Raw genomic sequence first — 23,928 nt, forward strand, 5'->3', positions numbered from 1 at the left:
TAAGTCAATTCAAAACATAATAATTAGAATATATATTTGTAAAATAATTTTATTAAAGGTTAAGTAAATGAAAATTAGACTATTATTTATATTTTTATTTTTAAAATTCGTACCATCAAATGCTCAAAATCAAGCTGATTTAGAACACAACTATGGGGCATACCCTGGTTTCAATGGAAATATAAACAAAATTGTTGTTAACTCATCAGGGAAAGTTCTTATTGGTGGAGATTTTACAACTTACAATGGTACAATTCATTCTAAAATAATTTCATTAAACGATGATGGAAGTTTAAACAATAATATCATTTTTGGTACTGGATTTAATAATTCAGTAAATGACATCATCTTACAACCAGATGGTAAGATTTTAATTGGTGGATTATTTACTACCTACAACACTTCAAACCAAAAATTTCTTTTACGTTTAAATTCAGATGGAAGTATAGACAATTCATTTGCTCCAAATATCGAAATAACATCAAACCAAATAACAAATTTTAAGAGTATTTTACTTCAATCCGATGGGAAAATTATTATATCTATTGATTATAGAGATCCTAACAATGGTCAAATTAAGAATCTTTTACGTAGATTAAATACAGATGGTAGTATCGATAATGATTTCAATATTGATACTAGTTTAGTTGCAAACAATAATAATACCATAGATATTAAATCACTTGCACTTGATTTAAACAACAAATTACTTGTCTCATGGTATTTGAGTCCTTTATTTGGTGGAACTGTAGATTCTGGATTAATGCGTCTAAATACAGATGGTAGTAAAGATTCTAGTTTTTACGCACAGCAGTCCTATAATGCTGCTTACGTAAAGTCACTTGCAGATGGAAAGATTTTATTATCTGCAAATGGTGATTTGATTCGTTTAAATAATGATGGAACATTAGATCCAAGTTTTACTATTCAATCAACATTGACAAAACACATTTGGGATATTTCGTCTATTTCGATTCAACAAGACGGTAAATATATTATAACAGGGAAAGGTTTTATGAATTTTTCGATAAATGGTAAAGATTATAATCATATTTTTCGAGTTTCGAGTACTGGTGAATTAGACAACAATTTTAATGTTGGAACTGGTTTTGATAATGCAGTTAATACTTTAGCATTAGATATTAATGAAAGACCAATTGTAGGTGGTACATTCTCAACATATAATAATCAAACGAACAATAAAATAATTCAATTAGATATTTTTGGGCAAGTCCATCTAAAATTTGGTTCTGGAAATGGATTTGACAATGAAATCAATTCAATCTGTACCCAAACCGATGGAAAAACAGTTTTAACTGGATATTTCGATGCTTATAATAATCAAATTGAAAAGAAAATTATTAAATTGAATAATGATGGTTCAAAAGACACTTCGTTTAATACTGGAACTGGTTTTGATCGTGCTGCTCTTACATCGTATTTACAAACGGATGGCAAATTAATAGTTGGAGGTGGTTTTTCAAATTATAATGGTAATAGTATAAAAAACTTAGTTCGTTTAAATACTGACGGAACTATTGATAATTCTTTCCTTATTAACAAACGATTTAACGGTTCTGTTTACACCATTTCCTTACAAAATGACGGAAAAATACTAGCTGGTGGATTTTTCTTTACTAACCCTGATTTTTATGATAACTTAAAGAGATTTAATACTGATGGTAGTCTAGATACTTCATTCAATATTGGGTCTGGTTTCAACAATATCACTCGAAAAATAATTGTGCAAAATGATGGTAAGTTACTTATAGGTGGAGCGTTTACCCTTTTTAATGGTAGCACAAGAAATAGATTAGTAAGATTGAATTCTAATGGTAGTTTAGACACATCTTTTCTAATAGGGAATAGTTTTACTAGCGGAACAATATATGATATCATTGAACAAACCGATGGAAAAATAATATTAGTGGGTGATTTTCACTACTCAAATGCTGGTGTCGAAAAAGATTATTTAATACGACTTAATCCTAATGGAACTCTAGATAATACTTTTTTATTTTCTCCAGATTATTTAGACGGCCTAAAATCAATAGCATTACAACCTGATGGAAAAATATTATTAGGTCTTAAAGTTTATTTTAAAGGAACTCAAATAAGAATTGGAGTAGCACGCTTAAATACAGATGGAAGCTTAGATACAACTTTTGACAATAACCAAGCTTTTATAGACGATTTTAGTGCAGGTGCAGACTTTAAAATTAATGATTTAGAAATTCAAAATGATGGGAAAATATTGGTAGCAGGAAAATTCACCAATTATCAAACACAACCCTCATCGAGTTTAGTTCGTCTTTTGGGCTCAAATACATTATCTCAAAACAAGTTCGATTCTAATAAAATTTCTTTGTATCCTATTCCTTCAAACGAACATATTCATTTAACAGTTCCTGAAACATTGCTTATATCTAGTTACGAAATTTATGATTTAAAAGGTAGAAAAATCAAAAATGAAACCTCTATTCATGATAAATTAATAAATATAAGCAACCTATCCCAGGGAAGTTATATTGTGAAACTTCAAACTTCAGAAGGGATATTTATTAAACGAATTATAAAAGAATAACGAATCAAAAATCCTGGATAATTTTTTCAGGATTTTTTGATAGTTTAAAAAATCATAAGTCATTTTGAGTACCGAATACCTAAAACAAAAGTTTGCTCATCAAGCAAAAATCGCAAATATAGCTCAAGCTTTAACTGGAGACCAAAAAATCCATGTCAAAGGTTTGCTAGGTTCTTCTTTATCTTTTGTCATCCAAGCTTTATTTGAAAAAGCGGATAAACCTTTTTTGTTATTGGCCAATGAAAAAGAAGAGGCTGCCTACTTACTAAATGATTTAGAAGCTTTATTGAGTGAGCAAGAGGTGTTGTTTTATCCTAGTTCGTACCGCAGACCTTATCAAATTGAAGAAACAGACAATGCCAATGTTTTGTTGCGTTCGGAAGTTTTAAACCGTATCAATTCTCGTAAAAAACCTTGTGTCATTGTTTCCTACCCCGAAGCCATTTTTGAGAAAGTAGTTACCAAAAAAGAACTTGAAAAAAATACGCTCAAAATTGCTGTAGGCGAAAAAGTAACGATAGATTTTATCAACGAAGTCCTTTTTGAATACGATTTTAAACGAGTAGATTTTATTACAGAACCTGGTGAATTCTCTGTCCGTGGAGGTATTTTAGATGTATTTTCGTTTTCTAACGACCATCCATATCGTATTGAGTTTTTTGGCAACGAAGTAGACAGTATTCGTACTTTTGATGTCGCGAGTCAATTGTCTATAGCTACGCAGCATAAGATTACCATAATCCCAAATTTTGAAAATAAACTTTTGGAAGAAAAAAGAGAAAGTTTCTTGGAGTATATTTCTGCGAAAACAACTTTAATCATTCAAAATACGGATTTGCTTTTGGCTAATTTAGACAAATTATTTGCCAAGGCGGAAGAGAGTTTTGCCAAACTTTCTAAAGAAATCAAACATGCTTCTCCAGAGGAATTGTTTGTCAACCAACAGGCGTTTATCAAGCAAGCGTTGAATTTTTCAATACTTGAACTAACACCAAAGGCTACTTTTAGAACCCAACAAAGTTTTGAATTCCATATCAAACCTCAGCCCTCATTCAACAAACAATTCGATTTGTTGCTCGAGGATTTGAAAAATAACCGTCAAAACGGAATTAAAAATTACCTGTTTTGTGCCAATGAACAACAAGCCAAACGATTTCATGATATTTTTGAGAGTTTGGATGAACAACAGCACGAACATTTTGCCAAGGATTATGAAACGGTGGTACTCCCTTTGTATCAAGGGTTTATCGACGAAGAAAATCAATTGGCATGTTATACTGACCATCAAATTTTTGAGCGTTACCATAAATTTTCCATCAAAAATGGCTATGCCAAAAAACAAAATATTACGCTTAAAGAGTTAAATCAATTAACGGTAGGTGACTATGTAACTCATATTGACCACGGTATTGGAAAATTTGGCGGATTGCAAAAAATTCAAGTCGAAGGGAAAACGCAAGAGGCCATCAAACTGGTTTATGCCGAAAACGATATCGTGTATGTAAGCATCCATTCGTTACATAAAATATCAAAATATAATGGTAAAGACGGGGCTCCTCCTAAAATCTACAAATTAGGTTCAGGAGCATGGAAGGCTTTAAAACAAAAAACCAAAGCTCGTGTAAAACACATTGCATTCAATCTGATTCAATTGTATGCCAAAAGACGTTTGGACAAAGGCTATGCTTTTGCCCCAGATAGTTATTTGCAACATGAGTTAGAAAGTTCATTCATTTACGAAGACACCCCCGACCAGTTGAAAGCTACCCAAGATGTAAAAGCCGATATGGAAAATGAGCGTCCCATGGACCGATTGGTTTGTGGGGATGTAGGTTTTGGAAAAACCGAAGTGGCTATCCGTGCGGCTTTTAAAGCTGTGGACAATAGCAAGCAAGTAGCCGTTTTAGTACCCACCACCATTTTAGCTTATCAACATTACAGAACTTTTAAATCTCGATTAAAAGATTTGCCTGTAAATGTTAACTATCTTAACCGGTTCCGTACGGCAAAACAAAAATCAGAAATCGTTAAAGAGTTAGAGTCGGGACAATTGGATATCGTTATCGGGACCCATCAATTGGTCAATAAAAATGTTAAGTTCAAAGATTTAGGCTTATTAATTATTGACGAGGAACAAAAATTTGGCGTGAATGTAAAAGACAAACTTAAAACCATCGCCACCAATGTAGATACGCTGACGTTAACCGCCACGCCTATCCCAAGAACCTTGCAGTTTTCATTGATGGCAGCGCGTGACCTTTCGGTAATCAGTACACCGCCACCTAATCGTTACCCCATAGAAACGCAAGTGGTAGGGTTTAATGAAGAAGTGATACGCGATGCAGTAGCTTATGAAATTGAACGTGGGGGTCAAGTATATTTCATTAATAATCGCATTGAAAATATTAAGGAAATTGCGGGTATGATTCAACGTTTAGTTCCTAATGCTAAAGTAGGTGTGGGACACGGACAAATGGACGGAAAACAGTTGGAAGAAATTATGCTTTCGTTTATGGAAGGCGAATTTGATGTACTTGTTGCTACCACCATTATTGAAAGTGGTTTAGATGTGCCTAATGCGAATACGATTTTTATCAATAATGCGAATAATTTCGGCTTGTCAGACCTGCATCAAATGCGAGGTCGTGTGGGACGAAGCAACAAGAAAGCATTTTGCTATTTCATTACGCCACCTTATTCTGCAATGACCGAAGAAGCGCGTAAGCGTATACAGGCATTGACACAATTTAGTGATTTGGGTAGTGGTTTTAATATTGCAATGAAAGACTTGGAAATTCGTGGTGCAGGCGATTTATTAGGCGGCGAACAAAGCGGTTTTATCAATGAAATAGGTTTTGAAACCTATCAAAAAATCATGCAAGAAGCCATCGAGGAATTGAAAGAAAACGAATTCAAAGATTTATATCCTGAAGATAGCGATATAGAAACTAAGGAATATGTAAAAGATTTGCAAATTGATTCCGATTTTGAATTGCTTTTCCCTGATGATTACATTAACAGTGTGACCGAGCGTTTGAGCCTGTACAATGATTTAGCTTTGATAAAAACCGAAGACAAATTGCAAGACTATCAACGTCAATTGGAAGACCGTTTTGGAAAGTTACCCAAAGCAGCCACCGCCTTATTGGACAGCTTACGCATCAAGTGGAAGGCATCGCATTTAGGCATTGAAAAAGTGGTTATGAAACAAGGCAAAATGGTATGTTATTTCTTGGGTGACCAACAAAGCGACTATTACCAATCGACTCGTTTTCATAAAGTATTACAATTTGTACAACAAAATCCAAATTTGTGTAAAATGAAAGAAAAAGAGACCAAAAATGGTCTCCGTTTATTATTGACTTTTGAAAATGTGAAATCGGTTAAAAAGGCGTTGGAGTTGGTGGAGATGATTTAAATTAGATAATTTCACTTTGAGATAAAAGCACTTCAGTAGTGATACGATTTAGTACTTAAAAAAGGGTAAAAAGAGTATGTTTCGAAGCGTATATGTTAAATAGTAACATAGTAAAAATGTGTATATAGAAAACGTTTTCAATGAATACCTGTATTAAATAAATTAACTAAAAAAGATAACTATATTGGTTACTTTTGTGCATATTTAAATTTTTTTTTGATGAAAATCCTACTTCCTTATTTTTTAACTGTGAATGCGCTTTCGTTACTGCTTTTCGGAATTGACAAGTTGTTAGCGAAAAAGGACAAACGACGTATCCCTGAAAAAGATTTGTTAGGAATGTCATTGATTGGTGGGGCTATTGGTGGATTATTAGGGATGTTTGTGTTTAAACATAAAACGTCCAAAATGAGTTTTATTTGGCGTTTCGCTCTGATTTTTATAGCAAATGTAGTGGGGATTTTCTTTTTGCTGCGATAATAAAAAGCCCTTTTAATTGAAAGTTAAAAGGACTCTTTATGGTTTATAGTATAAAATCCAAATAGTTTTTCCTGTTCACCACTTCAAAAGTCGCATCAGGATAAGCTTTAGCAAAAGCAGTTGGAACTTTCGCTTTTTTACTTTCGTTCCATTTGAATTCAAAACCTGCTAAATCTTCAGCGTTTTCCTCTAACCAATCCAATTCTTGTTGGTCATAAGTTCGCCAAAAATAGTTGTTACGTGGCATGTTGTGATATTGTTGTTTCTTCCTACGTTCTGAAACCAAATAGTTTTCCCACAAATCACCTATATCGGTACGGTTTTGAAAAGTATTAAAGTTTTGAATGATAGCATTACGAATGCCATTATCATAAAAATACCAACGACTGCTTTTGGTTACTTCCTTGCGTAAATTTCTAGAAAAACCTTCTACTTTAAACAATATGAAAACTTTAGTCAATAAATCTAAATAACGTTCTACAGTGTTTTTAGACATTTGCAACTGATTCCCTAATTCTTGCAAGGAAACTTCTTTGCCTATTTGAAAAGCTATCAATCGTAATAAATCATAAATTTTATTCGAATTCTTAATGCCATCAAAAGTCAAAATATCTTTCAATAAATACGAATTTACCATTTCACGCAAATACTTTTGCTTTTCATAAGTTGACTCTAAATGTTCTAATTCTGGATAAGCCCCGTAAACCAAACGTATTTCTAATTTTTCGGTGGTTTGCTTATAATTTTCATAATTAGCCAACTCTAATTGGGCAAAAGGGTACAAATACAGAGTGTTTTTTCGGCCCACCAGAGGTTCACCTAATTGATTACTCAAATCAAACATACTCGACCCTGTAGCTAATACTTTTATTCCATCAATAGAATCGACTATTAATTTCAATATTAAACCAATATCGGGTACATTTTGAGCTTCATCAATCACTAACAAATCAACATTTTGCAACAGTCTTTGATAGTTAGCCACGCTCCTATCTTCTAATAAACGGACATCTACACTATCTTCACCATTCAAATGTAAAAACTTGTCTTTGGTAGTTTTTAAATATTGATTAATTAATTGTGTTTTACCAACTCGCCTTGCGCCCAATAAAATCAATACTTTATTAGGTTGTAATGAGGTGTTAATGTCATCAAAAATGGCTCTTTTATAATAATGTACCATAGCCTTTTATTTAAGAATCTACATTACAAAGGTACTAAAAAATTGTAAAATCCGTCAATCAACTGACGCAATTTATATAAATTCAGTCAATTAACTGACGCAATTTATATAAATTCAGTCAACGGCTAGGTCTTATTACGGTAATTTCGTTTCATAAATTGTAATGCAGAAGCTATCACATCGCCCATAGAAGTTGCTTTTTTGAAATTTACGTCACGGGTAAATTGAAAAATTTCATGCTTGAGTTGTTGTAATTTTTCTGGAGAGGATAATTCCATAGATTGCATGGCAAATAACAAATCATTCAAACGTTCTTCTGCACCTACCATCCGTTTGACCATAACCGAGCGTTCTTCGTTTTGATATTGTTCTATGGAGTTAGCTTCTAATTTTTCGCTAACCAATTGACTAAACAAGAAATTTTCCTTGAACAAATGAGGTTTATATAGTTTAAAATCGCCTTCATAACATTGTTGGTCAAAATCAATAGCTCGAATTTTGAAAACCAAATGGTCATAGTCATAAATAGGTATTACCACAAAATTATACGAACGCATATCACCCAATAAACCAATCATACAACGCTCGTTGAATTTAACAAACTCCTTGGCAATTTGTGCTTTTTCAGATTCGGTACAATTTTTAAGATGATGTTGTAAAAACATATCACCGGGAATCCCTACAATATGTTCTTCTATAAGCGTGTCTTTAAAAACCAAATAGTTAATACGATTGGGCGAAAGGATATCTTCTAATTCTAAACCGAAAATTCGCGAAGCATCAGCTTTTTTAACATAAAAATGTGTGTAATTATCATTCAAAATATTTCGAACCTTTACTCGAAAGGGTTTTGAATTTCCAAAAGTGCAAAAATCGATGTGGTCAACATTCAAGAACTGAATTTTACTTTCATCACCATCTGCGTGAAGCAAAGTATATATCTTCTTTAAATTGTAATCAATTTCTGATTTTTCATGTTCATTGTAATACACCCGTACCCAAAGCGAGTCATTCCCTTTAGCATCATAAACCACCACAGAACCTTGAAAACGAAGTAAATCGTCATAAAAAACATTAGTCTTTGTCAATCTCCTGTATTTTTCAAGATATTGATACAATGAATCGTTGATAGGATAATATTGTTTTTTTAATAAAGGTTTTTCCGAAGTCATACACAAAAAATCACGAAAAATTTCTACATTGTTATAAGTAAATATACAGCAATAAATTGGGGAAATCCGCAATATCTTTGCAAAAAAATTGAATATGGATACCTTACAAATTATAAGTTATACGGGTGTATTTGTCTTTGCCGTAACGGGTGTACTAAAAGCACGAACTAAACGTTTCGATATTTTTGGAGCATCAGTACTGGCATTTTGTATGGCGTATGGTGGAGGAACTCTTCGTGACTTACTGATAGGTGTGCGACCAGTAAACTGGGTACATGATAACGTGGCCATTATTATTGTACTTGCTTCAACAATTATTACATTTTTCTTTAAACTAAATTCAAGCCTCATCAAAAAATTAATCTTTTGGATAGATGCTTTTGGTATTGGGCTTTTTACAGTCGTAGGAATACAAGTAGCTTTACGCAATGGTATTTCTGATGGATATGCCTTAATCATGGGAATTATTACCGCAACTTTCGGAGGTTTATTAAGTGATGTACTTTGCAACAAAGTCCCTGCCTTATTAAAACCAGGACAATTATATGCCACGGCTTGCATAATAGGAGGTGGTTTGTATTTGATAATGGTAAATTACAAAATGCAATCCGATACCAGTATGATTTTAAGTGTGTTTATCACCGCCGCGATTCGTATTTATGCGATTCGAAGAAAATTACAATTACCCATTATATAAAAAAGGATGCTCAACAAGCATCCTCTTATTTTAATCCTGAACTATAAATTCTTTTGGGTCGGATTTTTTATATTCCGGTTGAATGTTAATATGATTGATACCGAATTTTTCAAATAAAAGCACTTCAATTTGTAGTAATAAATCATTAAATTCACTCATTTTAATATCTTCTGCACAGTCCAAATGAGCTTCTAAATGCAATTCTTCTTCATTCAAATGCCAAACATGAATGTGATGTAACTTCCCTACTCCAGGGATTCGATGTACTTCGCGAACGATGGCTTTGATATCAATCTCCTCAGGTGTAAATAACATCAACATTTTAGTAGAAGATTTTAATAAATCGATACCAACAAAAATTAAATAAATTGATATGAACAATGTCAGCACACTATCTACCCAAAACCAACCGTAAAATTTCATTAATAATCCACCTACTAAAACGGCAACCGATGCCATCATATCAGTTAACAAATGCAAATAAGCCGATTTCATATTTAAGTTATGCTCGGCATCTTTTTGTAAAAGCAAAACAGATAACCCATTAGCAACTATGCCTAACATGGCTAACCAAATGACTAAATTGGACTGAATAGGCTCTGGATGGAAAAAACGCTTAATTGCTTCAATACCTAAAATGATAGCAACAATTAACAAAGTCATTGCATTGACAAAGGCCGAAATTAACTCCGCTCGCTTATAACCAAAAGTTTGGTCTATTGAAGCTTTCCGTCTAGAAAGTTTATGCGCTACATAACTAAATACTAAAGATAGTACATCCGAAAAGTTGTGCAAAGCATCAGATATCAGGGCTAAACTACCTGAAATCAATCCACCTATAGCCTGCGCTAAGGTTATTAACAAATTCAATAGTATAGAAAAAACAAGGTTCTTCCCTTCTACTTCATGCTTATGAATATGTACATGATTATGGGACATTTTGAAATTTTTAAATAATTTAGACTATGCAGACACTCTTATTTCATAGAATATTTAAATGAATTAGACCTCTTATCTAAAATTGTCTAAGAAGTCTAATTATCTAAAAATCTATTTACAAGCAATTTTCTTCACACGATTAGCATGTCTACCACCTTCAAATGGCGTATCCAAAAATGCTTCCACCATTGCTACAGCTTGTGGAATTGAAGTATAACGCGCTGGTATACTAATAATGTTTGCATCGTTATGCTGACGAGCAAGTTCCGCAATTTCTACAGTCCAACATAAAGCACAACGAATATCTTGGTGTTTGTTTGCTGTCATCGCAATACCGTTTCCGCTTCCGCAAATCACAATACCAAAATCGGCTTTTTTGCTTTCTACATCATAAGCCACAGGATGACCAAAATCAGGATAATCAACGCTATCAAAAGCATCCGTACCATGATTGATAACCGTATGACCGTTGTTTTCTAAGTATTGTACAATAGCATTTTTATAATCAGGACCAGCATGGTCGTTTCCTATTGAAATAATCATAAGTGTGTTGTTTGTATTTATAGTACAAAAATACATATTAATATGTATCAAGAGAACGCATCGAAATAAAATGAAATCTTTTTATTACTATATAGAATGACTATACCTTAAAATGATGTTTATAAAATTATAATTACTTGATTTTTAATATATTATATAATTATTAACAAACCAGTTAATAACCTAAAACCTTATTTTCCAAGGATTTATAAACTTAAAAAAACAAGGATTTTTAGGTTGTTAACAAACCAAAAATAAGGCTTGATTTTCAAGGGTTTGCTGTCTAATAAAAATTGTTAATAAGTAGTAAGAGAAAAACAAAACTTTTTTTGCCTTCTAAAGATTTTTTTCCTAATCCAAAATCAGTTTTAATTATACAAGAAAAGTTTCAGTGACTTTTTGGAAAATTATTCAATAGATATTCACAGTTATTAACAACTATTAACAACCTAAGTTTTCAAAAAAAGAAACTAAAATCTGTATGTTAACAACTGTTAATAAACGTAACTAAAAATTTACTTTACCTTAATTTTCAATACATTAAAAATTAACAAGTCTGTTAATATCTCTGTATAACTTTGAATAACTCAATAACAAAAGGAATCCTACAAAAGTTTTCCCCTTTATTAACACCCTATCATAACAATCAAAAATTTAATTTTTTAAAAATCTTCTTTTTTATTTTTTTAGTTGTTGTTAAAAACTCTTGTTTTTAGAAAAAATTAAAACTGTTAAACTTTATATTTTTTTTAAAACTGATGACTAGTTACTGATAAGTGGATACTATTTCGTAATTTTCAGCGATATTTAAAAAATGAAGATGAGTAAAAAGCCTAGAAGATTTAGTAAAGGGGTGAAAGACTTTTCGGGAAAAATTTTGAAACTGCTTTCTAAAGAGGCCAATAAGCCTTTTAATTACAAGCAGATTGCGTCCCGATTAGATGTGGATGATACCAAAAGTAGAAATGAAATTATAAAGGATTTAAAAATTCTAGCTTCTAAAAAACAGATTTTAGAAATTGAACCTGGAAAATATATCGTAAAAGCGCAGAGTCAGGATTACTACGAAGGCATAATTGATATGACTACGCGTAAAACAGCGTATTTGCTTTGCGAAGATTTTGAGGAAGATGTATTTATTCCTTTCGCTAATTTGAATCATGCCTTGCATGGCGATAAGGTAAAAGTGTATGTGTACAACCGTCGTAAAGACAAACGTCCCGAAGCTGAAGTGATTGAAGTTTTGGAACGTGAACGTATGGAATTTGTAGGAGTGATTGATGTGCAAAAGAATTTTGCTTTTGTAACTACCGCTAACCCAAAGATGTACACGGATATTTTTATTCCCAAAGAAAAAATAGGTGAAGCTAAAGATGGTGATGTCGTTTTAGTTAAAATTGAAGATTGGCCTAAAAAAGCAGATTCCCCTTTCGGAAGTGTTGAAAAAGTATTGGGTCGTCCTGGAGAACATGATACAGAAATTCATGCCATTCTTGCCGAGTATGGTTTGCCTTATGATTTCCCTGTGGAAGTAGAAGCCTATGCTAAAAAGTTAGATACTACTATTCAACCTGAAGAAATTGCCAAGCGTCGTGATATGCGTAACGTATTGACATTCACGATTGACCCTAAAGATGCAAAAGATTTTGATGATGCTCTTTCTTTCCAAGTTTTAGAAAACGGAAACTATGAGATTGGGGTTCATATTGCTGATGTTTCGCACTATGTTCAGGAAGGGACTATCTTAGACGATGAAGCATTCAAGCGTGCTACTTCGGTGTATTTAGTGGACCGCGTGGTGCCTATGTTGCCAGAAGTCTTGAGTAATTTTGCCTGTTCGTTACGTCCGCATGAAGAAAAATATACTTTCTCTGCTGTTTTTGAAATCAATGCAAAAGCGCAAGTGGTGAACCAGTGGTTTGGTCGTACCGTAATTTATTCTGACCAACGTTTTGCTTATGAAGAAGCGCAGCATATCATTGAAACAAAAGGAAATACTATTCCTGCTGAAATTTCATTGACCGAGGAAGCGTACATCGTTCCTGATGCTATCGTTGAAGCGACTTTGAAATTAGATGAATTGGCTAAAATTTTAAGAAGAAACCGTATGAACAACGGTGCTATTTCTTTTGATAAAGTTGAAGTGAAATTCAAATTAGATGAAAACGATGAACCTGTAGGGGTTTATTTTAAAATAGCAAAAGATGCTAATCACTTGATTGAAGAGTTCATGTTGTTAGCTAACAGAAAAGTTGCTGAATTCATTGGTAAACAAAAGAAAACTTTTGTGTATCGTATTCACGATGAACCAGATGAAAATAAGTTAATGAATTTACAAGGCGTAATTTCTAAGTTTGGGTATTCATTGAATTTCAAATCAAAAGATACCATTTCTAAATCGTTGAATACTTTGTTAGAAAATGTAGTAGGAAAAAAAGAGCAAAACATGGTGGATACTTTAGCTATCCGAACTATGAGTAAAGCTAAGTATTCTACTGAAAATATTGGTCATTACGGATTAGCGTTTGATTATTATTCACATTTTACTTCGCCTATTCGTCGTTATCCAGATGTTATGGTACACCGTTTGCTACAGCAATATTTAGATGGAGCTAAAAGTGCTGATGAAGAAGCCTATGAAGAAAAATGTGTGCATTCATCAAATATGGAAAATAGTGCTTCCAATGCCGAACGTGATTCTATCAAGTATATGCAAGTGAAATACATGCAAGACCACAAAGACCAAGAGTTTTTGGGTGTGATTTCTGGGGTAACGGAATGGGGAATTTATGTAGAAATTATTGAAAACAAATGTGAAGGAATGATTCGCATTCGTGAAATAAAAGAAGACTATTATACGTTTGATGAAAAACAATATGCTTTAGTAGGTCAAGTGACTAAAGATTTGTTGCAGTTAGGGGATGAAGTTTGGGTAAAAGTGAAAAACGCTGACTTAGTGAAAAAACAATTGGATTATCATTTTATTAGAAGAAATTAAATGAGTATTCAGTGTTCAGTAGCAGTTAGCAGTTTATCATCTGAACACTAGAATAATTTAATTTAAAAAGATATCAATGAAAAAACATGTAATAGCCTTTTCGTTATTTGCTGTAAGTGTGATGAGTGCACAAACCAGTAAATCTTTAGGAACCATTTCTAAAGTAACGGGTTTTGACCAAATTGAAATTCATTTGGTTCCCGCTACTGAAAACAAAATTGAATTAAAAGGAACTAATTCTGAAGCAGTTGAATTAGTTACTAAAGATGGAGAATTGAAAGTGCGTATGCCTTTTGGTAAAATGTTAAAAGGCGATGCTATTACCGCTACGGTGTATTTCAAAGCTTTAGAGGCGGTTGAAGCCAATGAAGGAAGTTTAGTTACTAGTGATGCTACTTTAAAATCAGCTATGTTTGACATTATTGCTAAAGAAGGTGGTAAAGTTGACATAGCTGTCGAGGCCTCTAAAATTAATGTCAAAACCAGTAGCGGCGGTGTAGTTACTTTAGGCGGAAAAACACAAAACATCGATGCGGTTTCTACGGCGGGTGGCATTTTAGCAGCTAAAAATTGTGTTACACAACAAGCTACGGTTACCGTAAATGCGGGTGGGCAAATTGATATTTCAGCCTATGATGTGGTGGATGCTAAAGCCCGTGCTGGTGGAAGTATCATCATTTATGGGAATCCAAAACAAGTGAATGAGAAAACCATTTTTGGTGGGAATATCATTATCCGAAGAGATAGAAGTTAATTTTTAAACTTTTAAATTGAAGAAAATAAGAGATAAATCATACAGACTATTTATGTCTTAAGTCTATTATCTATTTTCTCTTTTCTAGTTGATAAAATTTTTAAAGGAATCTAATTTTCAAGGAATTAGATTCCTTTTTTTGTTTGGTTCAACATACAATTTTTACTCTTCATCGAGTTTTTATGGTAAACTGTTGATAAACCTATAACTTAATGGTATGTAAACTTTTATCATGTAAAATACCATGGTTATGAACAAAGTCATTCTCCTTATCGTAAGCTTTTTAGTTTCAGTTAATCTTTACGGTCAATTAACGAAACAAGTAGATACTTTTTCAAAAGTCGTGGCTAATGATGCCATAACCGTATTTTTAATCCCATCAAATGAGCAAAAAGTTGAGATTTCAGGTTTCCAAGCCGAGAAGGTACAGCTCAAAGTTGAAAATAAGGTACTTTATCTTCATTTTCCCGAATCAAATCCTGTTGAAGGGAATGATATCTTAGTAAAAGTATATTTCATTCAATTAAACGCTTTAGAAGCAAACGATGGCTGTAACATTGGTGCTTCTGGATTAATTACAACGTCTAATTTTGATATTGTTGCCATGGAAAGCTCCAAAATTAAGCTGAATATCAAAGCTGATAAAGTCAATGCACGTATTTCGCAAGGTTCTAAATTAGATTTAATAGGCAGTACCTTAAGTTTAGACGTAGTGGCTAACAATGCTTCAAAAATAAATGCCAACAGTTGTACGGTTCAAGAAGCTGTGGTAAATGCCAATGCGGGTGGAGAAATCTATGTCAATGCAAGTCAGTCGGTTGATGCTAAAGTGCGCGCTGGCGGAAGTATTTTTATTGAAGGCAATCCTAAAAAAATAACCAAGCAAACCCTTTTAGGTGGTGATATTATTGTGAAATAAAATTTTCTTAAAATCATTAAAAATTAGATTTTTTAAGAATATAGAATTAACTTGCCAATTCATTTTAGCAGTTAATTTATGTTGCAATATATTTTAAGCAATGGAATTCCTTTAGGTATTTTCTTGAGCTTTATGATAGGTCCTGTATTTTTTGTACTACTTGAAACCAGTATTACTAAAGGATTCAGAGCCGCTTTGTTTTTTGATTTTGGAGTTGTACTTGGAGATATATTCTTTATCGGATTAGCTTACTTAGGAAGTTATCGTTTGATTCAGAGTTTGAAAGATGATCCTGCCCTATTCATCTTTGGTGGGATTGTCATGTTAGCCTACGGAATCATTTCGTATGCCAAGTTATACAAGGCCAGTAAAAACATTGACGAAGACGAAGAAGTGGTTGATTTAATCAAGAAGAATTACTTTAGTTTATTCATCAAAGGTTTTCTTTTAAACTTTATCAACATTGGTGTTTTAGGATTTTGGTTATTGATTATCATCACCTTTGGACCACGTTTGCAAATGGATAGTTCCAATGTTTTTTGGTTTTTCACTACGGTAATTATTTCTTATTTAGCAACCGATGTGTGTAAAATTTTAGCCGCTAAACAATTACGTTCTAAATTAACACCTGCCAATATCATTAAAATCAAGAAAATAAGTTCAATCCTGTTAATTGTTTTTGGAGCTATTTTGCTCGCGCAAGGTTGGTTCCCTTCCGATAAACAGTTTGTAAAAGATACTATCGAGAAAATTGAAAAAGAGTAATGGAAACATTACTCTTTTTTTTTTGAATACTATTTATTTTCAATTCCTTATATTATTTTTAGTAACTTGTTATCCAATCAAGTCCCAACTTAAAATTAATATGATGAAAAAACTTTTACTTCTTATTCTCTTACCCATTGCTTTATACAGTCAGCAAGATTCTACAGTAGTCAATAAGCCTTCCTTTTCTTTGATAGGTTTAAATAAATTGAATGTAGCTTATAAAGGAATACCCAATCCTATTTCCATTCAAGTTAAGGAAACTAAACCCTTTAAAATTAAAGGGGAAGCCATTGTTCAAGCCTCCGATGGTTCCTATACGTTACAACCTAAAAATGGCAAAGAAACGAAGGTGTTTGTAGAAATTAATACCTCCGATAGTACTAAAGTGATTGAAGAGCATATCTTTAGAGTAAAAGACTTGCCACTAGCTGCTTTATTAGTCAATCAAAAAGGATGTATAAATAGCGATTGTGTACTAGAAATTCCAACTAAAGAGTTATTAAATGCTGAAATTAGTTTCAAATTGATTGACTTTTTATTGGATTATAAAATAAGTGTAACTGGTTTTAGATTGTATTTAACTAATAATTCGGGTGAATTTCTTGATAGTTTTGATATCAAAGGGAATAAAATACATGGTGATGTTTATGAATCCATTCTGAAAAATGATAAGGCAAACCTGATTGTTATACATAAAATGACTTTTTCATCTGATTTAAACTTAGCAATTGCTAAGACTCCAATGATAAAAATTAAAAAAGTTTAATTTTTTTACTAATCATAACCTTCTATATTCTAATTATTTACTAATTTGAATTTAATTTTTTTATAAGAAGTTAAGAAAACTAGTTTGGAAATATAAAAAACAGTCTTATATTTGCACTCGCAATACGGAAGTAAAGCGAAACATACTGGAGAAATGGCAGAGTGGTCGAATGCGGCAGTCTTGAAAACTGTTGACTGTAACAGGTCCGGGGGTTCGAATCCCTCTTTCTCCGCAAACCAAAAGGGTTAAAGGTCTGAGAAATCAGACCTTTTTTTTTGTTTTAAACTTTTTGTTATTGGTTTTACTAAGACTGTTCGTAAGCTAAAAATATTCCTTTATAAAGGTCTTATTTATAAGTAATTAAAAAAAAAATGAATAAAAAGAGTGTTTTTTTCTTGCAGAAAAACAAAAAAGCGCTAAATTTGCACCCAGATAAACGGAGAGCATATCTCTAAAAAAGGTTTGGTAGTTCAGTTGGTTAGAATACATGCCTGTCACGCATGGGGTCGCGGGTTCGAGTCCCGTCCAGACCGCAAAAGTCCTTCAATTAGAAGGACTTTTTTTATGCCAAAAAATTACTATTTTATGATCTATTAAAAAAAAACTCCCAATTTCTTGGAAGTTTTACAATTTAAGCCTTTATAATTTTTAGTTTAGTATTACCTATTTGGATCAAATACATTCCTTTTTCAAGGGATTCTGTGTTTATTTTATTATTCTTTTCAGTTACACTACCGCTTTTAACTTCAACACCTATTGCATTGTAAAGAGTATAATCAGCACTATCGGTTAAATTTTCGATAGTTAAAACATCTTGTACTGGATTTGGATATAAGCTTAATGTTTCTGCATTTTTAAATGAAGGATTAGCAAGCGATTTATTGATAAAAATACTTACTGTTGCTAAATCACAGTTTACAGGAATTGCTCCACTTTCACATATTTGATAGGTTAAAGAATACATTCCATCTTGTATATTTGGGTCAAATGTTAAGATTCCATATGGATGCATAGTGATTCCATTTGGCGCTGCCAGTACCGTCAAATAAATATTTGAATTGATGTCTACGATTATTGGTGAACCATTTAACGTATCATTTTGTGTTATGCTCGGGCTTGGTAGGGTTACATTGCTTATATTAAGCGTATCGTCCACGGCAATGATAGGATTGTGAATATTAATTATTACTGTTGCTGTACTACAATTTGCTGGTATTATTCCATTTTCACAAATACTATAGGTTGAAAGATAAGTTCCAGATGGAATGTTAGAGTCTATTATAATCTCCCCTTTATTAGTATACGAAAATCCATTTGGAGTGGTTACAGGCGTTATTGTTACGTTGTTTGTTGTGGCAGAATTTCCATTTAAGGTATCATTGTCAAGTACAGAAAATGTTATTGTTCCAGCAGATGTTGCTATAATATCATTGGTAGCAGTAATAGTATTTTGCGCTTTTGTGGTTGATACAATTCCTGAGGTTACTAAACTTAAAAAGAGTAAAATTTTTTTCATTTGTATGATTTTAAAATAATAAATAATAAAAAAAAAACCTCCCAATTTTTTGGAAGGTTTTTGAGGCATCGCCCGGATTCGAACCGGGGTAGACGGTTTTGCAGACCGGTGCCTAGCCGCTCGGCCACGACGCCATTGCGAGTGCAAATATAGTGAAAAGTTTAAATTTTAAAAGCGTTACTGCTAAAACTTTATCTTTTTTTTGTCATCAAAATACTAACTTCTTGAACGTCACCGCCTATCGGGGGATTAATTTTTGCTACTTCTACAGTTATTTTTTCCACTAATTGCAGCTCGTTTAGTGTTCTGTCAATAATTCTTTGGGCTACATGCTCTAATAATTCCGAACGAATAGCCATTTCCTCCACCACAATTTTGTTTAAATGTACATAATCTACGGTATCTGCAAGTTTATCGGTTTGTGCAGATTGGGTTAAATCAGCCTCTATTTCTAAATCTACTCTATAATGACTGCCTATTTTACTCTCTTCTACTAAACACCCGTGATTCGAAAAGGTTCGTATGTTTTTTAATCGTATTACTCCCATTTTGTTCAAAAGTTTAAGATTTTATAAGTTTATAATGTTAGGTTGGTCTTCTAAACCTTCTAAACAATTTAACTTATAAACTCTTTTTTCTATCTTTGTCAAAAGTATAAAAATTACCATGTCGAATACTGAAAAATCTTTGAATTTTATAGAGCAAATCATTGAAGAGGACTTAAAAAATGGTTTGTCACAAGATAAATTGCGTTTCCGTTTTCCACCAGAACCTAATGGTTATTTGCATGTTGGACATGCTAGTGCTATTTGTTTGAATTTTGGTTTAGGATTAGATTATAACGCACCCGTTAACCTTCGTTTTGATGATACTAATCCTTCTAAAGAAGAACAAGAATATGTTGATGCGATAAAGCGTGATGTAGAATGGCTTGGTTTTCAATGGGATAAAGAATGTTATGCTTCAGATTATTTTCAAGAATTATATGACTGGGCTGTTGTTTTAATTAAAAATGGCAAGGCTTATGTTGATAATTTGTCATCTGAAGAAATGGCAAAGCAAAAAGGTACGCCTACCCAACCTGGAGTAAATAGTCCAAATCGTGACCGATCTGTAGAAGAAAATTTAGATTTATTCACTCGTATGAAAAACGGTGAATTTCCGAATGGTTCTTATGTGTTACGTGCCAAAATTGATATGGCATCTCCTAATATGTTGATGCGTGATCCGTTGATGTATCGTATTATGCACGAACACCATCATCGTACGGCTAATCAATGGTGTATTTACCCTATGTACGATTGGGCTCATGGCGAAAGTGATTATATGGAACAGATTTCGCATTCGTTCTGTACACTTGAATTTTTGCCTCACCGTGAATTATATGATTGGTTCTTAAATAACATTTATGATAGTTCAAAAACACGTCCAAAACAACGTGAATTTGCACGTAGAAATTTATCACATACAGTAGTTTCAAAGCGTAAATTGTTACAATTAGTACAAGAAGGACATGTAACTGCTTGGGATGACCCTCGCATGAGTACCATTTCTGGGATGCGTCGTCGTGGTTATACACCAGCTTCAATTCGTAATTTTGCTAAAACGATTGGTATTGCTAAACGTACGAATTTGATTGATGTTTCTTTATTAGAGTTCTGCGTACGTGAAGATTTAAATAAGACTGCCCCACGTGTTATGGCGGTTTTAGATCCTGTAAAATTGGTAATAACTAATTATCCTGAAGGGCAAGAAGAATGGTTAGAAGCTGAAAATAATCCAGAAGAAGAAGTATTGACTTTTAGAAAAGTACCTTTTTCTAAAGTATTATATATTGAAAGAGAGGACTTTAAAGAAGAGGCAGATAAAAAGTTTTTCCGTTTGAAGTTAGACGGAGAAGTACGTTTAAAAAATGCGTATATCATTAAAGCGGAGTCTGTTATTAAAGATGAAGCAGGTAATATTATAGAAATTCATGCGACGTATGATGCTGATTCGCGTTCAGGTAGTGGTACAGAGGCTTCTAAACGTAAGGTAAAAGGGACTATTCATTGGGTATCAGCTGATCATGCAATTGAAGCTGAAGTTCGTGTTTATGACCGTTTATTTACGCATGAAAATCCAGATGGAAACAAAGAAGTTGATTTTAAAGAGTTTATTAATCCAAATTCGTTAGCCGTTATTAAAGGATATTTAGAACCTAGTTTAGCTACTGCAAAAGAATTAGAACACTTCCAGTTTCAACGTTTAGGTTACTACTGTGTAGATAAGGATTCGACTGAAAATCAGCTTGTTTTCAACAAAACAGTTGGTTTGAAAGACACTTGGGCAAAGGTTGAAAGTAAAGAAGAATAACCAAATAGTTTTTAAATATAAAAGAGTTCAATTTAAGTATTGAGCTCTTTTTTTTTATTATATTTAGTCTACTCAAATTTTAAATATTTAACCTATGAAAAAAATTACTTCTGGCATTTTTTGCCTTTTTATGTATGTACAATCACAAGCAAATATTATTGTTCGTGACATAGCAGATTTTACCTTTACTGCTAATGCGTCTCTTGATATAGATTTTAATAATGATGCAGTTGCTGAGTTCAGCCTCCAAGAAATGGGTGGTTCTGTGGGTAGTTTTTTTACTCCTACTGATGTTAATTTTATAGGTACAGGTACTTTTGCGAGTGGTCATGGTTGGGATATCATAAAATCATTAACTTTAGGTACAACTATTTTATCTTCAAGTAGTTTTGATGCTCAAGGTGATGCTTATATTAATGCGAGTTGGGCTAATGCAAACGAAAAATTCCCTACTGGAGATTCTTATGTGGGTTGTTTTTTTAAAATTTCAGGCATTAAATATTATGGTTGGTTGCTAGTTAATAGTACTGCTGGTGGTATAATTACCCTTAAAAGCTATGCTTATAATAATGTGGCTGGTCAAAGTATTACTGCTGGTCAAACCTTAAGAACTGCAAATTTCGAACGCATTTCTGTTAATCATTATCCTAATCCTACTCAAGCCACTATTTTTATTGATAGCAAAGAAACTATTAAAGAAGTTATATCATATGATACTAATGGAAGAAGTTTAAAATTACCTTTTTCGTTTTCATCGATTGATGTGAATACTTTAGTTAAAGGTTGTTATTTCTTAGAAGTAATATTTGAAAACGATAAGCGTAGTATCATAAAAATTATTAAAAACTAAATTTTTAATCAATTTAATTTATTATAGTTTTTATTTATTATTATTTTAAAATAATAGATTTTTTAATTTAAAATCGACTTTAATATTTTGTTTTTAAGCCGTTTTAAAAAATTAGTAAGGTGATTTTATAATAGCTCTTATAATAATAGCTTAAATAGCTTTAAAATAAAAAAGTGGTCTTTTGACCACTTTTTTGCTTTTTATACCGTTTCAGGTGTATCGTTATCCCCAAAATTTTCGTCTGGAAATTTTTTATCTTGTTCTTGCTTCTTTTTAGCTCCTAATTTCATAGCCTCACCTACTTGGTTGCTTGCGGAAAAACTTGCTACCATATTATTTAACATATCGGTTGAAGCTTGAGGCGAATTTGGTAACAATATTAAATTTGAGTTTGTATCACTTCCTATTGCCTGTAAAGTATCATAATGTTGTGTAACCACAATTAAAGCGGATGCTTCTTGCGAATTGATACCTACTTTATTCAATACATCAACACTTTCTACTAAACCTCTTGCTATTTCACGTCGTTGATCAGCAATACCTTGACCTTGTAAACGCTTACTTTCAGCTTCAGCTTTTGCTTTGGCAACAATTCTGATGCGTTGTGCTTCGGCTTCATACTCGGCAGCAGTTTTTTCACGATCAGCTGCGTTTATTCGGTTCATCGCATTTTTTACTTGAATATCTGGATCGATATCAGTTACCAAGGTGTTTATGATATCATAACCATAAGTAGTCATTGCTTCATTTAACTCACGTTTTACAGCTACAGCAATATCGTCTTTGCGAACAAAAACATCATCTAAAATTAATTTAGGTACTTCGGCACGTACCACATCAAATACATAGGATGTAATTTGGTCATGTGGAAATTCTAATTTGTAAAAGGCATCGTAAACTTTTTCTTGAATAACCTTAAACTGTACAGATACCTTCATTTTCACAAATACATTGTCTTTGGTTTTGGTTTCAATCACCACATCTAATTGTTGAATTCTCAGATTGACGCGTCCAGCAATGCGATCTATAATTGGAATTTTGATTTGTAAACCTGATTGACGAATACTGTTAAATTTTCCAAAGCGTTCCACCACTACAGCGGTTTGTTGTTTGACGGTAAAAAATGCAGATACTAAAATGATAAAGCCAAAAAAGGCAAATACAGATAGGAATAGACCCATAATTAAAAGGATTAGTTTGTTAAAATATAATAATTATACGTAGTAAGTTTCTAATTGTTACAGTTAGTATTTAAATTTTATTTTATACTTTCGTTTTAAAATCCCAAAATATGAAATATAAAATATTGATTTTCTTTTGTTTAACTAGTATGTTTTCTTTTTCGCAATATCGTAAAAATGATGGAAATCGTATTGGTATTACAGCAGGGATTAATAATACTAACTTATATTTCTCTGATTTAAAGTTCAAGCCAGGTATGGGTTGGATTGCAGGATTATCGGTACGTGGTAATTTTTACAATGATAAATGGAGTATGATTTATGGGATGCAGTTTACAGAGAGTAAATGCTCTTTGAATAGTATAGCCCCAAATGGAAAAGAAGAAAGTATCGATTATACTTTATCTGGTGCTCAAATACGTATACTAGGAAGCTATCATTTGGTAGATGATTTTTTAGCTCTTGATTTTGGTCCTGTTTTACAAGTCAATGGCAAATTAGCTATGAATGATATTCAAAATTCGAATTTAATTAACGAACATGGATTATTAGCTCAAGATATTTTAGATATTTCTAAAGTTAATGCTAATCTTTATCTTGGTGTATCAGGAGGTTGTAAGCGTTTGAGAGCTAATCTCTTTTATCAATTTGGATTAACTAATATAATGGGAAATTTAAATGATAATGAAGAAATTAAAAACAAAAATCAAGGCAGTAGTTTTAATGCCCATATGGGAATGATTAGTGGTCAGTTGACGTTTAATTTATAACAATAAACCCCAGCATTTGCTGGGGTTTCCTTTTT

Annotated in this window: 19 protein-coding genes and 3 tRNA genes; 14 read left to right on the forward strand and 8 right to left on the reverse strand. The window is 32.5% G+C overall.

Features of this window, described 5'->3' with window-relative positions:
* Window positions 1–67 precede the first annotated feature (67 nt).
* The 3 genes from ACQY29_RS03785 (at window position 68) to ACQY29_RS03795 (ending at window position 6,482) form a co-directional block, all read left to right on the forward strand.
* A complete protein-coding gene (locus tag ACQY29_RS03785; RefSeq protein WP_428223917.1) occupies window positions 68–2,584 on the forward strand; it encodes a T9SS type A sorting domain-containing protein in 2,517 nt (838 codons plus the stop codon).
* A 109-nt stretch (window positions 2,585–2,693) separates the two neighbouring features.
* Window positions 2,694–6,002, forward strand: coding sequence for a transcription-repair coupling factor (gene mfd / locus ACQY29_RS03790; protein ID WP_428225867.1), 3,309 nt, complete (start codon window positions 2,694–2,696; stop codon window positions 6,000–6,002).
* 219 nt (window positions 6,003–6,221) lie between these two features.
* The gene (locus ACQY29_RS03795; RefSeq protein WP_428223918.1) at window positions 6,222–6,482 is read left to right on the forward strand and encodes a DUF1294 domain-containing protein; all 261 of its coding nucleotides are present in this window, start codon (window positions 6,222–6,224) and stop codon (window positions 6,480–6,482) included.
* 43 nt (window positions 6,483–6,525) lie between these two features.
* On the opposite strand, the gene ACQY29_RS03800 is transcribed toward ACQY29_RS03795, so the two are convergent.
* Together ACQY29_RS03800 and ACQY29_RS03805 are read right to left on the reverse strand one after the other, a co-directional pair.
* Window positions 6,526–7,665 (reverse strand): ATP-binding protein, encoded by a 1,140-nt coding sequence (locus ACQY29_RS03800; RefSeq protein WP_428223919.1) that lies wholly within the window; start codon window positions 7,663–7,665, stop codon window positions 6,526–6,528.
* Between the two features lie 125 nt (window positions 7,666–7,790).
* Window positions 7,791–8,837, reverse strand: coding sequence for a hypothetical protein (locus tag ACQY29_RS03805; RefSeq protein WP_428223920.1), 1,047 nt, complete (start codon window positions 8,835–8,837; stop codon window positions 7,791–7,793).
* Window positions 8,838–8,931: 94 nt separating this feature from the next.
* Between ACQY29_RS03805 and ACQY29_RS03810 the strand changes: the two genes are divergently transcribed.
* Window positions 8,932–9,534 carry a trimeric intracellular cation channel family protein gene (locus ACQY29_RS03810; protein WP_428223921.1) on the forward strand — a complete coding sequence of 201 codons (603 nt, stop codon included), beginning with the start codon at window positions 8,932–8,934 and terminating at the stop codon, window positions 9,532–9,534.
* Between the two features lie 30 nt (window positions 9,535–9,564).
* On the opposite strand, the gene ACQY29_RS03815 is transcribed toward ACQY29_RS03810, so the two are convergent.
* Together ACQY29_RS03815 and rpiB are read right to left on the reverse strand one after the other, a co-directional pair.
* Entirely contained in the window at window positions 9,565–10,473 is a 909-nt protein-coding gene (locus ACQY29_RS03815; protein WP_428223922.1) for a cation diffusion facilitator family transporter, read from the reverse strand.
* A 111-nt stretch (window positions 10,474–10,584) separates the two neighbouring features.
* Complete coding sequence (rpiB, locus tag ACQY29_RS03820) at window positions 10,585–11,016, reverse strand: ribose 5-phosphate isomerase B (RefSeq protein ID WP_428223923.1); 432 nt, start codon at window positions 11,014–11,016, stop codon at window positions 10,585–10,587.
* Between the two features lie 820 nt (window positions 11,017–11,836).
* On the opposite strand from rpiB, the gene rnr reads away from it, so the two are divergent.
* The 7 genes from rnr to ACQY29_RS03855 all read left to right on the forward strand — a co-directional run bounded on the left by rnr (window position 11,837) and on the right by ACQY29_RS03855 (window position 17,754).
* Window positions 11,837–14,014 carry a ribonuclease R gene (rnr, locus tag ACQY29_RS03825; protein ID WP_428225868.1) on the forward strand — a complete coding sequence of 726 codons (2,178 nt, stop codon included), beginning with the start codon at window positions 11,837–11,839 and terminating at the stop codon, window positions 14,012–14,014.
* A gap of 76 nt (window positions 14,015–14,090) precedes the next feature.
* A complete protein-coding gene (locus ACQY29_RS03830; RefSeq protein ID WP_428223924.1) occupies window positions 14,091–14,768 on the forward strand; it encodes a head GIN domain-containing protein in 678 nt (225 codons plus the stop codon).
* A gap of 250 nt (window positions 14,769–15,018) precedes the next feature.
* A complete protein-coding gene (locus ACQY29_RS03835; RefSeq protein ID WP_428223925.1) occupies window positions 15,019–15,687 on the forward strand; it encodes a head GIN domain-containing protein in 669 nt (222 codons plus the stop codon).
* A gap of 78 nt (window positions 15,688–15,765) precedes the next feature.
* Window positions 15,766–16,452 carry a LysE family translocator gene (locus ACQY29_RS03840; RefSeq protein WP_428223926.1) on the forward strand — a complete coding sequence of 229 codons (687 nt, stop codon included), beginning with the start codon at window positions 15,766–15,768 and terminating at the stop codon, window positions 16,450–16,452.
* Between the two features lie 100 nt (window positions 16,453–16,552).
* Window positions 16,553–17,221, forward strand: a complete 669-nt coding sequence (locus tag ACQY29_RS03845; protein WP_428223927.1) for a hypothetical protein — start codon at window positions 16,553–16,555, stop codon at window positions 17,219–17,221.
* Between the two features lie 147 nt (window positions 17,222–17,368).
* Window positions 17,369–17,453 (forward strand) — tRNA-Ser (locus tag ACQY29_RS03850).
* 227 nt (window positions 17,454–17,680) lie between these two features.
* A tRNA-Asp gene (locus ACQY29_RS03855) sits at window positions 17,681–17,754 on the forward strand.
* A 98-nt stretch (window positions 17,755–17,852) separates the two neighbouring features.
* Here ACQY29_RS03855 and ACQY29_RS03860 read toward each other — a convergent pair.
* The 3 genes from ACQY29_RS03860 to folB form a co-directional block, all read right to left on the reverse strand.
* The gene (locus ACQY29_RS03860; RefSeq protein ID WP_428223928.1) at window positions 17,853–18,737 is read right to left on the reverse strand and encodes a T9SS type A sorting domain-containing protein; all 885 of its coding nucleotides are present in this window, start codon (window positions 18,735–18,737) and stop codon (window positions 17,853–17,855) included.
* A 63-nt stretch (window positions 18,738–18,800) separates the two neighbouring features.
* Window positions 18,801–18,871: transfer RNA gene (locus tag ACQY29_RS03865), tRNA-Cys, on the reverse strand.
* A gap of 57 nt (window positions 18,872–18,928) precedes the next feature.
* A complete protein-coding gene (gene folB / locus ACQY29_RS03870; RefSeq protein WP_428223929.1) occupies window positions 18,929–19,285 on the reverse strand; it encodes a dihydroneopterin aldolase in 357 nt (118 codons plus the stop codon).
* A gap of 118 nt (window positions 19,286–19,403) precedes the next feature.
* On the opposite strand from folB, the gene ACQY29_RS03875 reads away from it, so the two are divergent.
* Window positions 19,404–21,092: a glutamine--tRNA ligase/YqeY domain fusion protein gene (locus ACQY29_RS03875; RefSeq protein WP_428223930.1), complete on the forward strand. Its 1,689-nt coding sequence runs from the start codon at window positions 19,404–19,406 to the stop codon at window positions 21,090–21,092.
* Window positions 21,093–21,186: 94 nt separating this feature from the next.
* A complete protein-coding gene (locus tag ACQY29_RS03880) occupies window positions 21,187–21,942 on the forward strand; it encodes a T9SS type A sorting domain-containing protein (RefSeq protein ID WP_428223931.1) in 756 nt (251 codons plus the stop codon).
* 200 nt (window positions 21,943–22,142) lie between these two features.
* Here ACQY29_RS03880 and ACQY29_RS03885 read toward each other — a convergent pair whose 3' ends face one another.
* Entirely contained in the window at window positions 22,143–23,123 is a 981-nt protein-coding gene (locus tag ACQY29_RS03885; protein WP_428223932.1) for an SPFH domain-containing protein, read from the reverse strand.
* 110 nt (window positions 23,124–23,233) lie between these two features.
* Between ACQY29_RS03885 and ACQY29_RS03890 the strand changes: the two genes are divergently transcribed.
* Window positions 23,234–23,893: an outer membrane beta-barrel protein gene (locus tag ACQY29_RS03890; RefSeq protein WP_428223933.1), complete on the forward strand. Its 660-nt coding sequence runs from the start codon at window positions 23,234–23,236 to the stop codon at window positions 23,891–23,893.
* Window positions 23,894–23,928: the final 35 nt, after the last annotated feature.

It is taken from the genome of Flavobacterium sp. (assembly GCF_965262375.1).
Classification (GTDB): domain Bacteria; phylum Bacteroidota; class Bacteroidia; order Flavobacteriales; family Flavobacteriaceae; genus Flavobacterium.